The organism is Streptomyces paradoxus, assembly GCF_014202475.1.
GTDB classification, from domain to species: domain Bacteria; phylum Actinomycetota; class Actinomycetes; order Streptomycetales; family Streptomycetaceae; genus Streptomyces; species Streptomyces paradoxus.
Map to the genome: position 1 here is coordinate 88447 of NZ_JACHGV010000009.1, position 14700 is coordinate 103146.

At 71.9% G+C, this 14700-nt stretch carries 16 protein-coding genes; 8 read left to right on the top strand and 8 right to left on the bottom strand.

Features of this window, described 5'->3' with window-relative positions; genetic code table 11:
• Window positions 1–7: 7 nt before the first annotated feature.
• Window positions 8–1171, bottom strand: a complete 1164-nt coding sequence (locus HNR57_RS27345) for a hypothetical protein (RefSeq protein ID WP_184563923.1) — start codon at window positions 1169–1171, stop codon at window positions 8–10.
• On the bottom strand, window positions 1168–2109 hold the full coding sequence (locus HNR57_RS27350; protein WP_184563925.1) for a 5-dehydro-4-deoxyglucarate dehydratase: 942 nt from the start codon (window positions 2107–2109) through the stop codon (window positions 1168–1170). The genes HNR57_RS27345 and HNR57_RS27350 overlap by 4 nt, the downstream gene beginning before the upstream one ends.
• Window positions 2110–2331: 222 nt before the next feature.
• Between HNR57_RS27350 and HNR57_RS27355 the strand changes: the two genes are divergently transcribed.
• The 8 genes from HNR57_RS27355 (at window position 2332) to HNR57_RS27390 (ending at window position 9996) form a co-directional block, all read left to right on the top strand.
• Window positions 2332–3141 carry an NAD-dependent epimerase/dehydratase family protein gene (locus tag HNR57_RS27355; protein ID WP_184563927.1) on the top strand — a complete coding sequence of 270 codons (810 nt, stop codon included), beginning with the start codon at window positions 2332–2334 and terminating at the stop codon, window positions 3139–3141.
• 310 nt (window positions 3142–3451) lie between these two features.
• A complete protein-coding gene (locus HNR57_RS27360) occupies window positions 3452–4219 on the top strand; it encodes a DeoR/GlpR family DNA-binding transcription regulator (RefSeq protein ID WP_184563929.1) in 768 nt (255 codons plus the stop codon).
• A gap of 81 nt (window positions 4220–4300) precedes the next feature.
• Complete coding sequence (locus HNR57_RS27365) at window positions 4301–5674, top strand: ABC transporter substrate-binding protein (protein WP_184563931.1); 1374 nt, start codon at window positions 4301–4303, stop codon at window positions 5672–5674.
• Window positions 5671–6612: a carbohydrate ABC transporter permease gene (locus HNR57_RS27370; RefSeq protein ID WP_184563936.1), complete on the top strand. Its 942-nt coding sequence runs from the start codon at window positions 5671–5673 to the stop codon at window positions 6610–6612. The genes HNR57_RS27365 and HNR57_RS27370 overlap by 4 nt, the downstream gene beginning before the upstream one ends.
• Window positions 6609–7433 (top strand): carbohydrate ABC transporter permease, encoded by an 825-nt coding sequence (locus HNR57_RS27375; protein ID WP_184563938.1) that lies wholly within the window; start codon window positions 6609–6611, stop codon window positions 7431–7433. Before HNR57_RS27370 ends, HNR57_RS27375 begins: the two co-directional genes overlap by 4 nt.
• Window positions 7430–8419, top strand: coding sequence for a zinc-dependent alcohol dehydrogenase family protein (locus tag HNR57_RS27380; protein ID WP_184563940.1), 990 nt, complete (start codon window positions 7430–7432; stop codon window positions 8417–8419). The genes HNR57_RS27375 and HNR57_RS27380 overlap by 4 nt, the downstream gene beginning before the upstream one ends.
• Window positions 8420–8486: 67 nt before the next feature.
• Window positions 8487–8708 (top strand): hypothetical protein, encoded by a 222-nt coding sequence (locus tag HNR57_RS27385; protein ID WP_184563942.1) that lies wholly within the window; start codon window positions 8487–8489, stop codon window positions 8706–8708.
• A gap of 85 nt (window positions 8709–8793) precedes the next feature.
• Window positions 8794–9996, top strand: a complete 1203-nt coding sequence (locus tag HNR57_RS27390; protein WP_184564436.1) for a TerD family protein — start codon at window positions 8794–8796, stop codon at window positions 9994–9996.
• A 60-nt stretch (window positions 9997–10056) separates the two neighbouring features.
• Here the strand turns inward: HNR57_RS27390 and HNR57_RS27395 are convergent, their stop codons facing one another.
• The 6 genes from HNR57_RS27395 to HNR57_RS27420 form a co-directional block, all read right to left on the bottom strand.
• Complete coding sequence (locus HNR57_RS27395; RefSeq protein ID WP_184563944.1) at window positions 10057–10632, bottom strand: TetR/AcrR family transcriptional regulator; 576 nt, start codon at window positions 10630–10632, stop codon at window positions 10057–10059.
• 67 nt (window positions 10633–10699) lie between these two features.
• Entirely contained in the window at window positions 10700–10882 is a 183-nt protein-coding gene (locus HNR57_RS39805; protein WP_246555031.1) for an ABC transporter permease family protein, read from the bottom strand.
• 197 nt (window positions 10883–11079) lie between these two features.
• On the bottom strand, window positions 11080–12117 hold the full coding sequence (locus tag HNR57_RS27405; RefSeq protein WP_184563946.1) for a LacI family DNA-binding transcriptional regulator: 1038 nt from the start codon (window positions 12115–12117) through the stop codon (window positions 11080–11082).
• A 286-nt stretch (window positions 12118–12403) separates the two neighbouring features.
• Window positions 12404–12808: a VOC family protein gene (locus HNR57_RS27410; RefSeq protein WP_184563948.1), complete on the bottom strand. Its 405-nt coding sequence runs from the start codon at window positions 12806–12808 to the stop codon at window positions 12404–12406.
• Window positions 12809–12889: 81 nt separating this feature from the next.
• Window positions 12890–13906, bottom strand: a complete 1017-nt coding sequence (locus tag HNR57_RS27415; protein ID WP_184563950.1) for a 1-aminocyclopropane-1-carboxylate deaminase — start codon at window positions 13904–13906, stop codon at window positions 12890–12892.
• 48 nt (window positions 13907–13954) lie between these two features.
• Entirely contained in the window at window positions 13955–14596 is a 642-nt protein-coding gene (locus tag HNR57_RS27420; RefSeq protein ID WP_184563952.1) for a GntR family transcriptional regulator, read from the bottom strand.
• Window positions 14597–14700: the final 104 nt, after the last annotated feature.

Genomic DNA, 14700 nt, shown 5'->3' on the forward strand with positions numbered 1-14700 from the left:
CGCCGTCTCAGAGCCCGGCGAGGGCGGAACGGACCGTGTCCAGGTCGCCGTCGGACGCCAGTCCGGCGTGGTACAGCCGCAGTTCGGTGGCGCCCAGCCGCCGTGCTTCGGCGGCGTCGTCGGCGAGGGTGCCGGGGCTGCCGCCCATCCCCGAGACGACGGTGAAGTTGGCGGCGATGACGGCGCCCTCGCGCTCCTGCCGCGCGAACGGCGTGAGGGTGCCGGTGCCGCCGGCGCAGGGCACGACCACGCCGTCCGCGACGGACAGGATGTGCGCCGGGTCGACGCCGGGGTTGGCGCCGACGTGGTACGACACGGGGTCCGCGTGCAGCAGGACCCGGAAGCCGCCGGGAGCGGCCGCCCGGACCGCCGCGACGGCCTGTTCCTGCAGCGTGCGGGCGGTTTCGTCGCGGTACGCGCGCGTGGTGTTCGCGAGGGTCTCGCCCAGGAGCTTCTCGACTCCCGGCCAGGCTCCGTCGGAGGGTGCCCCCTGCCACACCGGTTCCAGCGCGGTCCGTACGGCGGCCGCCAGCCGGTCGGCGTCCAGGCCGTGCCGGCCGTAACCCTCCCGGCAGGACGGGCAGAAGCACAGCGCCATCAGGTACTGCCCGGCGTCCCCGAGGCCGACGCCGCCGGTCTTGTCGTGGGCGTGCAGATGCTGCAGCCCGTACCAGCCGAGGGACTCCAGCTCGGTGCCACGCGCCCCGGGCCGGACGGCGGCCTCGGCGGCCAGGTCGGTCAGGTACGCGCGGGTGGCGGGCTGGGCGATGCACGGCGCCCAGGGGTAGCGGTCGCCGTAGGCGTTGACGACCGAGGTGTCCGGGTGTTCGGCGCCCAGGCGGGAGTTGTGGGCGAGGACGACCCAGGTGTGCACCTCCAGACCGGCGTCGGCGAGCGCGGTGGCGGCCTCGCCGAAGGCGTCCCCGGGGGCCCAGGCGCCGGCCGCGTAGGGGCGCAGTTCGCGCCCGTTCCAGCGGTCGTCCGCCGGGTACAGCACGGCGGCGTGCTCGGCCGTGACGACGCGGTGGCGCGGGTGGCGGGGGGTGAGGGCGCGGGTGGAGTGGTAGGCGGCGGCCAGGGTCACCTGCTCCACGCCGAGCGCGGCGATCCGCGCGGGTGCCTCCGGGTCCCCGTTGACGTCCCAGGGGTAGACGAATGCCGACGCCTTCACTTGGCCTCCTCCAGCAGCGCGTAACCGCGTTCGATCACTTCGGCGAGCTGCTTGAGATGATCCTCGGCGGGCTCGTGCAGCGGGGGCCGCACCTCCCCGACATCGAGGCCGCGCAGCCGTACACCGGCCTTGACCAGGGCGACGGCGTAGCCGCGGCCGCGGTCGCGCAGTTCGACGAACGGGCGGTAGAAGCCGTCCAGCAGCTTCACCACGGTGGCGTCGTCGCCGGTCCTGAGGGCCTGGTGGAAGGCGAGGGCGATCTCCGGCGCGAAGCAGAAGACGGCGGACGAGTAGAGCGTGACACCGAGGGCGCGGTAGGCGAGCTGGGTCTGCTCGGCGGTCGGCAGACCGTTGAAGTAGAGGAAGTCGCCCGGGACGTCGGAGCGGACGGCGCTGACGACGCGCTGCATGAGGTCGAGATCGCCGAGCCCGTCCTTGAGGCCGATGATCCCGTCGGTGCGGGCCAGGGCGACCACCGTCTGCGGGGTGAACACGGCGTTGTCGCGCTGGTAGACGATCACCGGCAGGGCAGTCGCGGCGGCCACCTCCCGGTAGTGCCGCAGCAGCCCCTCCTGCCCGGCGACGACGAGGTAGGGCGGCATGGCGAGCAGCCCGTCCGCCCCGGCGGCCTCGGCGAGGCGGGCGTAGCGCACGGCGAGCGCGGTGCCGTACCCGGCGCCCGCGACGACCGGCACGCGCCCGTCGGCGGCCTCGACGGCGGCCCGTACGCAGGCCTCGAACTCCTCGGGCGTCAGCGCGTGGAACTCGCCGGTGCCGCAGCAGGCGAACACGGCGGCGGCTCCGGCCTCCACCCCGCGCCGGACGTGCGTGCGGTAGGTGTCGAGGTCCACGGAGCCGTCGGGTCCGTAGGCGGTGACCGGGAAGAACAGCGGCCCGCTGGGGACGTTGAGTCGCGTGGCGAGAGGGGCTGGCGTCACAAGCTCTCCCGGTTCCATATTCATGATTGGCGTCTATATTTCTGAACAACTCCACGCTAAGGCGCCCCCTTGGTGCCGGTCAAGCGCGCACACCCGCGATGCACCTGCGGATTCACCTCCTCCGCGGCATACTTGACGCACTCCGCCCCGGATCCTTAGCGTGTCCACGCATATGAATGCCGTGCGCTCATATGCACGGTTGGCGATCAAGGAGACCCGAGGATGCCCGCTCCCCGCACCGTCCTGCTCACCGGCGCCGCCGGCGGCCTCGGCACCTTGATGCGGGACCTGCTCCCGGCCTACGGCTACGACCTGCGCCTGCTGGACCTGCGCCCGGTCGAAGGCGAGCCCGACGCGATCACCGCCGACCTGGCCGACCGGGACGCCGTGCGCGAGGCCGTCCGGGGCGTCGACGCGATCCTCCACCTCGCGGGCATCTCCCTGGAAGCACCGTTCGAGAAGATCCTCAAGGCCAACATCGAGGGCACCTACCACCTCTACGAGGCCGCTCGCGAAGAAGGCGTCGGCAGGATCGTCTTCGCCTCCTCCAACCACGCCGTCGGCTACACCCCCCGCCCCCGGGGCGACGACCCCCTCATCCCGGTCGACACCCCGCGCCGCCCGGACACCTTCTACGGCCTGTCCAAGTGCTTCGGCGAGGACCTCGCCCAGCTCTACTGGGACAGGCACGGCCTGGAGACGGTCTCGGTGCGCATCGGCTCCTGCTTCCCCGAGCCGACCAGCGTGCGCATGCTCTCGGTGTGGATGAGCCCCGCCGACGGCGCCCGTCTCTTCCACGCGGCCCTGACCGCCGAGCACGTCGGCCACACCGTCGTGCACGGTTCCTCCGCCAACACCCGGCTGTGGTGGGACCTCGGCACCGCCCGGGCGCTCGGCTACGAGCCGCAGGACGACTCCGAACCGTACGCCGAGAAGCTCATCGCCGAGCAGGGCGAGCTGCAGGACGGCAACGAGGCGCACGCCTACCTGGGCGGTCAGTTCGTCACGGACCCGCCGGTCTGGCCGTACTGACCGGAAACAGCCGCCGCCAGGGCGGACGGGCAGAGAACGGGCCCGCCCGCTCGGACATTCGGGCACGACCCGGAGACCGCAGGGAAGCGCCCTCAGGGGCGCGGGGAACTGCGCGACCAGCCACAACGCACCCGCAGACGCCCACGGCCTCCCCCTGCCACTCCGCACACCCGCACGACCGAACGGGCACACCCGGGCAGGATCCCGCCCTCAACAGACCTGGCCTCCACGGAACACCCCCTGTAGAACTTCCCCCAAGGCCCGACCGAGGGCCCGAACGGGCAGCACAGCAGGAAGGCGGGTGACGGCCATGAACAGAACCGCGGAAGAACGCCAGCGCGAGATCGTGCTGGCCGCACGCCGGGACGGCGCCGTCGACGTCACCGCCCTCGCCACCGAGCTGGGCGTTGCCAAGGAAACCGTACGAAGGGACCTGCGGGTCCTGGAGGACCACGGCCTGCTCCGCCGCACCCACGGCGGCGCCTACCCCGTGGAGAGCGCCGGCTTCGAGACGACGCTCGCCTTCCGGGCCACGAGCCACGTCCCCGAGAAGCGCCGGGTCGCGGCCGCCGCGGCCGACCTGCTCGGCGACGCCGAGACGGTCTTCGTCGACGAGGGCTACACCCCGCAGCTCATCGCCGAGGCACTCCCCAGGGACCGGCCGCTGACCGTGGTCACCGCGTCCCTGCCGGTCGCGGGCGCCCTCGCCGAGGCCGAGCACGTCTCCGTGCTGCTGCTCGGCGGCCGGGTGCGGCGCGGCACCCTCGCCACCGTCGACCACTGGACGACGAAGATGCTGTCCGGCTTCGTCGTCGACCTGGCGTTCATCGGCGCCAACGGCATCTCCCGCGAACACGGCCTCACCACCCCCGACCCGGCCGTCAGCGAGGTCAAGGCACAGGCGATCCGGGCCGCCCGGCGCGTGGTCTTCGCGGGCGTGCACACCAAGTTCGGAGCGGTCAGCTTCTGCCGGTTCGCCGAGGTCGGCGCACTGGAGACGATCGTGACGAGCACCCTGCTGCCGGCCGCCGAGGCCCACCGCTACTCACTGCTCGGACCGCAGGTCATCCGCGTCTGACCACACGTCGGCCCAACCTCCCCCAGGGCGCCCGCACGCCCTGCGGTGCCCCTTATCTCCCCATACATCCAGGAGCGATCCATGCGAACCCAGAGCCGACGACGGCCACCGCGAGCCCCGCTCGCCCTGGCCGCCGCAGGGACGCTGCTCGCCCCGCTGCTCTCCGGCTGCTGGGTCGGCGCGGGCGGGGCCGGATCCGGCGGCGACGCCATCAACGTCCTGATGGTCAACAACCCGCAGATGGTCGAGTTGCAGAAGCTGACCCGCGCCCACTTCACCAAAGAGACCGGCATCAAGGTCAACTTCACCGTCCTGCCCGAGAACGACGTCCGCGACAAGATCAGCCAGGACTTCGCCAACCAGGCCGGCCAGTACGACGTCGCCACCCTGTCCAACTACGAGATACCGATCTACGCCCGCAACGGCTGGCTGCACGAGATGAACGGCTACGTCGCCAAGGACCCGGCCTACGACGAGCAGGACGTCCTGAAGCCGATGCGCCAGTCCCTCACCGCGGACGACGGAAAGCTCTACGGTCAGCCCTTCTACGGCGAGTCGTCCTTCCTCATGTACCGCAAGGACGTGTTCGAGAAGAAGGGCCTGACGATGCCCGCGCACCCCACCTGGCAGCAGGTGGCGGACCTCGCCGCGAAGGCGGACGGGGCGGAGCCCGGCATGAAGGGCATCTGCCTGCGCGGCCTGCCCGGCTGGGGCGAGGTGATGGCACCACTGACGACGGTCGTGAACACCTTCGGCGGCACCTGGTTCGACAAGGACTGGGAGGCGCAGCTCGACTCCCCCGCCTTCAAAAAGGCGACGAAGTTCTATGTCGACCTGGTGCGCGAGCACGGCGAGTCCGGCGCCGCCCAGTCCGGCTTCGCCGAGTGCCTGAACAACATGACCCAGGGCAAGGTCGCCATGTGGTACGACGCCACCTCCGCGGCCGGTTCCCTGGAGGCCTCCGGCTCCCCGGTCAAGGGCAAGGTCGGCTACGCCCCCGCCCCCGTCGAGAAGACCGAGTCCTCCGGCTGGCTCTACACCTGGGCCTGGGGCATCCAGAAGGCCTCCCGCAACCCGGACCACGCCTGGAAGTTCGTCTCCTGGGCGTCCGGCAAGGGCTACGAGGAACTGGTCGGGGACGAGGTCGGCTGGTCGAACGTCCCGGCCGGCAAGCGGGCCTCCACGTACGCCAACGCCGACTACCGCAAAGAGGCCGCCGCCTTCCAGGAGATGACCAAGGAGGCCATCGAGAAGGCCCGGCCGAACGACCCCGGCGTCCAGCCGCGGCCCGCGCCCGGCATCCAGTTCGTCGGCATCCCCGAGTTCACCGACCTCGGCACCAAGGTCTCCCAGGAGATCAGCGCGGCCATCGCCGGACGCCAGTCCGTCGACTCGGCCCTGAAGAAGGCCCAGGCGCTCGCCGAGAAGATCTCCGAGGAGTACGAGGGACGATGACCGCCACGACGACGGCCCCCGTGGCCGCACCTCCGACGGGCGCCCCGGCCCGCCGCCCCTCCGCCCGGCTGCGCGCCTGGGCGACCCGGGCCCCGCTGCTGCCAGCCCTGATCTTCATGATCGTCGTCACCCAGCTGCCCTTCGTGGCCACGCTGGTGATCTCCTTCTTCGACTGGAACAGCCTCTATCCGGACGCCCGGCACTTCACCGGCCTCGACAACTACCAGGAGGTCCTCACCGACCCGGACCTGCGGAACTCGGTGTGGACGACCGTGCTGCTGACAGTGGCCGTGGTACTGGCCAGCCTGGTGCTGGGACTGGTCCTCGCGCTGCTGCTGGACCGGCGGTTCCGCGGCCGGGGCATCGTACGGACGCTGCTGATCGCGCCGTTCCTGGTGGTGCCGGTCGCGGCGGCCCTGCTCTGGAAACATGTGCTCTACAACCCTGAATACGGCTTGCTCAATGGGCTGTTGCACTATGTGGGCGGACCACAGCCCGACTGGATCTCCAGCACCCCGCTGCTCGCGGTCGAGGCGTCCCTCGTCTGGCAGTGGACGCCGTTCATGATGCTGATCCTGCTCGCCGGCCTGCAGAGCCGCGACCACGAGCAGATCGAGGCGGCCCGGGTCGACGGCGCGAACGACTGGCAGATCTTCGTCCACCTGACGCTCCCGCACCTGCGCCGCTACCTCGAACTGGGCGCCCTGCTGGGCTCGATCTACATCGTCCAGAACTTCGACGCGGTCTTCACGATCACCTCCGGCGGCCTCGGCACCGCCAACCTCCCCTACACCGTCTACCAGAGCTTCTACCAGGCCCACGAGAACGGCCTCGCCTCGGCCGCGGGTGTCCTGGTCGTCATCGGCTCGATCATCATCGCGACCTTCGCCCTGCGCGTGGTGTCGTCCCTGTTCCGCGAGGAGGTGTCCCGCGCATGACCGCCCTGCGCCGCAACAGCATGGGCCTGCTGGCCTGGCTGGCCGGGATCGTGTTCTTCCTGCCCATCGCGTGGATGGCGCTGACGTCCTTCCACTCGGAGGCCGACGCCGCGACCAACCCGCCGTCCTTCGCCGCCTCGCTGACACTGGACGGCTACCGCGAGTTCTTCGGAGCGGGCGGTGGGGCGAGCCCCTGGCCGGCCCTGATCAACTCAACGGTGGCCTCCGTCGCCTCCACCCTGCTGGTCCTGCTGCTGGCCTTCCCGGCGGCCTACGCGCTGTCCGTCAACCGCGTCCGGAAGTGGACGGACGTCCTGTTCTTCTTCCTCTCCACGAAGATGCTGCCCGCGGTGGCGGGCCTGCTGCCGATCTACCTCTTCGCCAAGAACGCCGGAATGCTCGACAACATCTGGCTGCTGGTCATCCTCTACACCTCCATGAACCTGCCGATCGCGGTGTGGATGATGCAGTCCTTCCTCGCCGAGATCCCGGTCGCGGTGATCGAGGCCGCCCGGGTGGACGGAGCACGGCTGCCCACGGTCCTCGCACGCGTGGTCGCCCCGATCTCCCTCCCCGGTATCGCCGCCACGGCGCTGATCTGCTTCATCTTCAGCTGGAACGAGCTGCTGTTCGCCCGGGTGCTCACAGGTGTGGTCGCCGAGACCGCCCCCGTCTTCCTGACCGGCTTCATCACCAGCCAGGGCCTGTTCCTGGCGAAGGTGTGCGCCGCGTCGCTCGTCATCTCCCTGCCGGTGCTCGCCGCGGGGTTCGCCGCCCAGGACAAGCTGGTCCAGGGCCTGTCATTGGGAGCCGTGAAATGAAGGCCGCCGTCATCGAGTCCGTGGGCAAGGCCGTCGTCGCCGAGGTCCCGGACCCGACGCCAGGGCCGCGCGAGGTCGTCGTCGAGGTCGCGGCCTGCGGGCTGTGCGGCACGGACCTGCACATCCTCCAGGGCGAGTTCGCCCCGAAGCTCCCGATCGTGCCCGGGCACGAGTTCGCCGGCGAGGTCGTCGGGGTCGGCACCCGGGTCACGGAGGTGTCGGTGGGCGACCGGGTCGCCGTCGACCCCTCTCTGTACTGCTTCGAATGCCGCTACTGCCGTACCGGCCACAACAACCTCTGCGAACGCTGGGCGGCGATCGGCGTGACCACGGCCGGCGGCGCGGCCCGGTACGCCCTCGCCCCGGTGGCGAACTGCGTGAAGCTCCCCGACCACGTCCGCACCGAGGACGCGGCGCTCGTCGAGCCCCTCTCCTGTGCGGTGCGCGGCTACGACGTGCTCCAGTCCCGCCTCGGCGCGCACGTGCTGATCTACGGCTCCGGCACCATGGGCCTGATGATGCTGGAGCTGGCCAAGCGCACGGGCGCGGCGAGCGTGGACGTCGTGGATGTGAACCCGGCCCGCCTGGAGACGGCCCGCCGCCTCGGCGTCTCGGCGTCGGCGGCGAACCCCGACGAACTGGACCGCCCCCAGGGCTGGGACCTGGTCGTCGACGCCACGGGCAACGCGGCGGCGATCCAGGACGGCCTGGACCGGGTGGCGAAAGCGGGCACGTTCCTGCAGTTCGGCGTGGCCGACTACGCGACGCGCGTGACGATCGACCCGTACCGCATCTACAACCAGGAGATCACCATCACGGGTTCGATGGCGGTCCTGCACAGCTTCGAGCGGGCCGCGGAATTGTTCGCGAACGGCGTCCTCGACCCCGGGATCTTCATCAGCGACCGCGTCCCGCTGGAGCGCTACCCGCAGGCGCTGGAGCAGTTCGCGGCGGGTGTCGGCCGCAAGATCGTGGTCGTGCCGTAGCCCAACGGACACCGGGGCGGGCGAAATCCGGTGGGGCGCCCGCCCCCGCCCCCGTACGCTCGCGGGCATGCCGAGACCCCACGGATTCACCTACGAGCAGCACACCGGCGGAACCGTCCGCGTCAGCCACCACGGCCGCCCCGCCACCACCCTGAACGGCCCCCGGGCCGCACAGTTCCTCGCCGAGGTCGAGACCTCCGACCCCCAGCTGGTCATGGCCCGCTGGACCGGCAACTACAAGCGGGGCAACGAACGCACCGCCCGCGACCACCCCCGCAATCGCCGCTGAAGCCCCCGCGATCGCCGTTGACCCGATTGGCGGCAAGGTAAGGGAACGGCAAAACCGCCTCGCTCGTTCACCCGGCATGACAGCTATGACCCCCGGCTCGAACATCCCCCTGTCCGCCGCCCGCGTGACGGTGGACGTCGCCGCCCCGGTGCGGCTCGACGTATCGGGCCTGCTGCTCACCGCCGACGGCAAGGTGCGCTCCGACGACGACTTCATCTTCTACAACCAGCCGTCGGGCCCCGGCGTGACGTACCGCTCGGGCGGCGGCAGCGCGCCCGACGCGATCGTGGTCGACACGGCGGCCGTGCCCCCGGGCATCGAGAAGATCGTCGTCACGGCGAGCCCGGACGCCGCGGGCCAGACCTTCCAGGGCATCGAGCCGACGGCCACCATCCGCAACGCGGACGACGGCTCCGTCCTGGCCACGTTCACGCCGCCGCAGCTCGGCAGCGAGACGGCCCTGGTCATCGTGGAGGTCTACCAGCGCAACGGCCAGTGGAAGGCCCGGGCCGTGGGCCAGGGATACGCCAACGGCCTCGCGGGCATCGCCACGGACTTCGGTGTCACGGTGGAGGAGCCGGCCGCGGCCGCCCCGCCCCAGCCGGTGACCCCGCCGCCGGCTCCGGTGCAGCCGCCGGCGCCGCCCGTCTCCGCCCCCGCCGCGCCCCCGGCCGCCCCGGCCACACCTCCTCCGCCCGCGCCCGGCGCCGGGAAGATCAACCTGGACAAGGGCCGCGTCAGCCTCCAGAAGAACCAGACCGTCTCCCTGATCAAGGGCGGCCGCCCCCTGCTGTCCCAGGTGAAGATGGGTCTGGGCTGGGAGCCCGCGTACCGCGGCAAGGACATCGACCTGGACGCCTCGGTCATCGCCTACGGGCCGCAGCGCAACCACATCGACAGCTGCTACTTCGGCAAGCTCCAGATCGTGGGCGGCGCCATCCGCCACTCCGGCGACAACCTCACGGGCGAGGGCGGCGGGGACGACGAGGTCATCACCGTCGACCTCGGGCGTCTCCCCCAGGAGGTCACCGGCCTGGTCTTCACGGTCAACTCCTTCTCCGGCCAGAAGTTCACGGAGGTGGCCAAGGCGTACTGCCGCCTCCTGGACGGCACGACCGGCGAGGAACTGGTCCGCTTCGACCTCACCAGTGCCGAGGCGCAGACCGGCGTGATGATGGCCAAGCTCATCCGCCAGTTCTCCGGCGAGTGGGACATGACGGCCATGGGCGACTTCGTGAAGTCCCGCACGGTGAGGGGAATGGTGAAGCCGGCGGCGCAGGCCCTGTAACCACCAGCGGCCCGACGGGACGCCCCCTGCCCAGGGGGCGTCCGGCGTCCCGCTCGGCCGTCAGCGGCGCCCCGCCACCAGCCCCTCCATCAGCAGCGTCAGATACCGCCGGAGGTGCCGGCCCTCCCCGTCCGCCAGCTCCGACGCCGTCGCCACCCCGTGCGCCAGCCGCAGCACGTCGACCGGCTCGACGTCCCGCCGGAGCGTGCCCTCCTCCTGCGCCGCCCGGACCAGCCGCCCCGCCGCGGCCTTGACCGGGTCGCCGCAGGCCGTGTTCACGAGGGAGCCGGAGTCGGTGACAGCCGGTCCCAGCAGTGCCTTCAGCCCCCGCATGCGGATCATCCCGGCGCCCAGTTCGTACAGCCACTCCCCCAGCGCCTCGCCAGGCGGCAGTTCGGCGGCGAGCGCGTCGGCCCGGGCCGCGAGCGCCTCGACGCGGTCCAGGTAGGCGGCCTCCAGCAGCGCCCGCCGGGTCGGGAAGTGCCGGTACAGCGTGCCGGAGCCGACCCCGGCCCGCTTGGCGATGTCGTCGAGGGACGCGCCTTCCCCGTGCTCGGCGAAGGCCTCCACGGCGACCGTCAGCAACCGCTCGTAGTTGCGCCGGGCGTCCGCCCGCATGGGCCTGACCTGCACCACGCGACCACTCCTCACCGACCGGGACCTACTCCGCACCTTACCGAGAGGCCGGACCCGGGGCCCGCCCTCACACCTTCATGGCCCCGGCCGCCAGGTCCCGCAGGAAGTGCCGCGCCCCGAACAGGAACACCACGATCAGCGGGATGACGCTCATCGGCGCACCGGCCATCACCAGGGCGTGGTCCGCGTTGTAGAGGACGTCGAGGTTCGCCGGTGCCACCTGGAGCGTGACCTTCTCCGGGTCGATCATCGGCGCCGTCGATGCGCCCGGCGTCCAGCAGTTCGTCGGGCAGCGAGTTCTGCGCGTACTGGCGCATCCAGAAGATGCCGAAGGCGTTGGCCGCGCCGGGATGATCAGCGCTTTCAGCGAACCGGCCCAGCCGAACTCGGCGATGGTGACGAACGTTCACGTGAGCGTTGCCGTCGAGCCGCCGGTGGCCCGGGACGTCAGGCGGAGTCGCGCACCACGAGTTCGGGCGTCACCCAGGCGTCGGCGCCCCGCAGCGGCTCCTCGCCCGCGCGCAGCCGGGCCACCTGCTCCACGGCCAGCCGTCCCAGCTGCCGCTTGTCGATGTGCAGGGTGGTCAGGGCGGGTTCGACCAGCTCGCCCAGCGAGAGGCCGTCGAAGCCGAGCACGGCCAGATCGTCCGGAACGCTCCGGCCGCTGCGGCGAGCACCGCGCATCGCCCCGATGGCGATCAGGTCGTTGAAGCCGAAGACCGCGGTGATCTCGGGCCGCTGGGCCAGCAGCCGTTCCATGCCGGCCTCACCGCCCGCCACGCTGTGCTCGGGGCACACCACGACCCAGCTCTCGTCGGCCGGCAGGCCGAGCCGCCGCGCCTGCTCCAGGAAGGCCTGTCTGCGGGGGCCGGGCCCGTGCACGCCGTCCAGCATGCCGATCCTGCGGTGCCCCGCGCGGAACAGGTGGTTCATGCCCTGCTCGACACCGGTGGCAGCGTCGATGCCCACGGCCGCGAACCGGGTCTGCTGCGGGCCGCGCTCCAGCAGCACCAGCGGCACACCGCCGAGGTGCCGGGTGAGCACGTCGTCCGGGTCCTTGAAGTAGCCCACGACGGCGTCCGCCTGGTGGGAGAGCACGTCGAGCGCCTCCCGCTCCCTGGCCTCGTCGAGCCGGGAGTCCCACACGACGACCTGCCACCCACGTTGCTCGGCCGCCTCCAGCACTCCGGCGGCCACCTCGGGGAAGAAGGGGTTGCGCAGGTCCGGGATGACCAGGCCGGCCGTCACCGCGCCCTTCTGGACGAGTCCGCGCGCGAAACGGCTCGGCCGGTAGTCCAGGAGCCGCGCCGCCTCCAGGACCCGCTCCTTGGTGCCGGGGTCGATCTCACCCTTGTCGTTGACCGCCCGGGAGACCGTCTGGCGGGACACCCCGGCCAGGCGTGCGACGTCGTGGATCGTGGCCCGGCGCCGCGCACCGTCGGGCCGCTCGGCACTCGGCTCCGCACGCTGATTGTCCGTCCACACGTCCAGCACTGTATCCGGCACCGCGGCCCGCCCGGCAGGGGAAGCCGGACGGACACCCTCCGGATATCCCCCGGCTCCGACGCGACCACCGGCCCGCACCCGCGCACGGCGAGAAGGGGCGGTGCCGGGGGTGTCCGCCCGCAGCGGTTGGCGCGTCAACGCCAGTCAGTCGGCACGCAACCCCATCGCGCTGTTCCGAGGACGGACACCCCGGCGCGGCCCCGACCCACCCCACGGGAAGGCGAAGCCGCAGCGATCCCCCGACCCGGCACCCACCGTCCGCGGGTCAGTCGCCGAGCTCGGTGAACAGCGTCAGCTGAAGCGCACCGGGGGCTTCGAGCCGCGAGTTGAGGGAGTTCCAGGGGGTGCGGGTCGGCTCGGCGACGACCTCGGCCCCCGCCCCGGCCAGCTTCGCCGTGGTGGCAACCGAGTCGTCCACCTGGAAGGCGACCCTGATGTGCCCGGCCACCCGGCGCCCCACCTCGACCTCGTCGATGAACGCGGCGTGATGGGGGTCGGTCAGCTCCAGGGTGGCCCGCCCGGCGTCGAGGATCGTGACCCGCCCGTCCTCCGAGGCGAACGCGCCCTGCTCTCTCAGCCCGAGCACGTCCCGGTAGAAGTGCAGCGCTGCGTCGTAGTCCTCGGCGGTCACGACCAGGCGGAGTTCGCGAACGGCCGGCTCTTCGGACATGAGGGCTCCTCCAGGAGTTCGGGTGACCGCGACAACCCGGCGGCCCTCCGGATGATTCCCGTACGCGGCCCGGACCGGCGATCAGAACAGCGCGCTGTACGCGTTCAGCGCCGGCTGCCCGCCCAGGTGGGCGTAGAGCACCGTGGAGTCGCGGCCGATCTCGCCCCTCGACACCAGGTCGATCATCCCGGCCATGGACTTGCCCTCGTAGACGGGGTCGGTGACCATCCCCTCGGTCCGGGCCGCGAGCCGCATCGCCGCGAGCGTCGCCTCGTCGGGAACGCCGTAGACGCCCGCGTGGTACCTCTCGTCGAGTTCGACGTCCTTCTCTGTCAGCTCCCGCTCGACGCCGATCAGCCGGCCGGTGCCGTGCGCGATCCGGGCGATCTGGGTGCGGGTCGCGGCCGGCTTCGCCGAGGCGTCGACGCCCAGTACCCGCCGGGGCCGCCCGCCCGCCTCCTCCAGCGCGGCGAACCCGGCGACCATGCCGGCCTGGGTCGAGCCCGTCACCGAGCACACCACGACGGTGTCGAAGAAGACGCCCAGCTCCCGCTCCTGCTCGGCGACCTCGTACGCCCACCCGGCGAAGCCCAGGCCGCCGAGCGGATGGTCGGAGGCACCGGCCGGGATGGCGTAGGGCTTCCCGCCGCCCTCCTCGACCTCCCTGAGCGCCTGCTCCCAGCTCTCCTTGAAGCCGATGCCGAACCCGGCCCTCACCAGCCGCACATCGGCCCCGGCGAGCCGGCTGATCAGGATGTTGCCGACCTTGTCGTACTCGGCGTCGGGCCAGTCCACCCAACTCTCCTGGACGAGCACGCACTTGAGTCCGGCCCGGGCGGCGACGGCCGCGACCTGGCGGGTGTGGTTGGACTGCACGCCCCCGATCGACACGAGCGTGTCGCAGCCCTGGGCGAGCGCGTCGGCGACCAGGTACTCCAGCTTGCGGGTCTTGTTGCCGCCGTACGCCACACCGGAGTTGCAGTCCTCGCGCTTGGCCCAGAGGGATGCACCACCGAGGTGCGCGGTGAGCCGCTCCAGGGGGTGGACGGGCGAAGGCCCGAAGAGCAGGGGGTAACGCTCGTACGAGGAAAGGGACATGAGTCCTCCCGGGTCGGTCTCGATCGGTCTCGGCCGGGCCGGCCGGGCTCAGTCGGCGAGTTCCTCCAGCCCCCGCCAGATCTCCGCCGTGACGAGGACCGCCCCGTCCACGTCACCGGCCGCGCAGGCGTCGATCAACCGCTCGTGCAGCCCGGCCGACCGGCAGCTGCCGCCCTCTGCGAAGCGCTGTCGCTCCAGGCGGCGGATGAGCGGGGTGTACCGGGCGACGGTCGCGGCGGCGGCGCGGTTGCCGCTCACCCGGACGAGGACGTCGTGCAGTTCGTCATCGGCCCCGAGCGCCGCGTCCACGTCTCCGGCACCCACGGCCGCGGCGAACCGCTCGTTGGTCGCGCGCATCGCCGTGATGTGCGCTGCGGTCAGCCGGGGGACGGCGACCCTCGTCACGAGTTCGTGCAGGGCCCCGACCACGGCGGCGGCGTCCCGGACGTCGGCGGCCACCAGCGGGGTGACCCGGGTGTAGCTCTGCGGCTTGCTCTCCAGCAGCCCGTCGTCCACCAGCCGGGAGAACGCCTCGCGCACCGGTGCCCGCGACAGTCCGAGCCGCTCCGCGAGGTCGGCGTCCCGCACCACCGCGCCGGGTTCGATCTCCCCGGCGACGATGGCGTCCCGGATCGCCGCGTACGCACGGTCCCTGAGCAGGGTGCGGGGCACGGGCCGGATGGCTTCCATGAACTGAAATGTTAGATGTCAGTATGGCCTTCAACAAGAGCCGCGCACAGGACCGCACACAGAACCGTGGCCCGCACTCCCCACGCGGTGCGGGCCACGGTCTC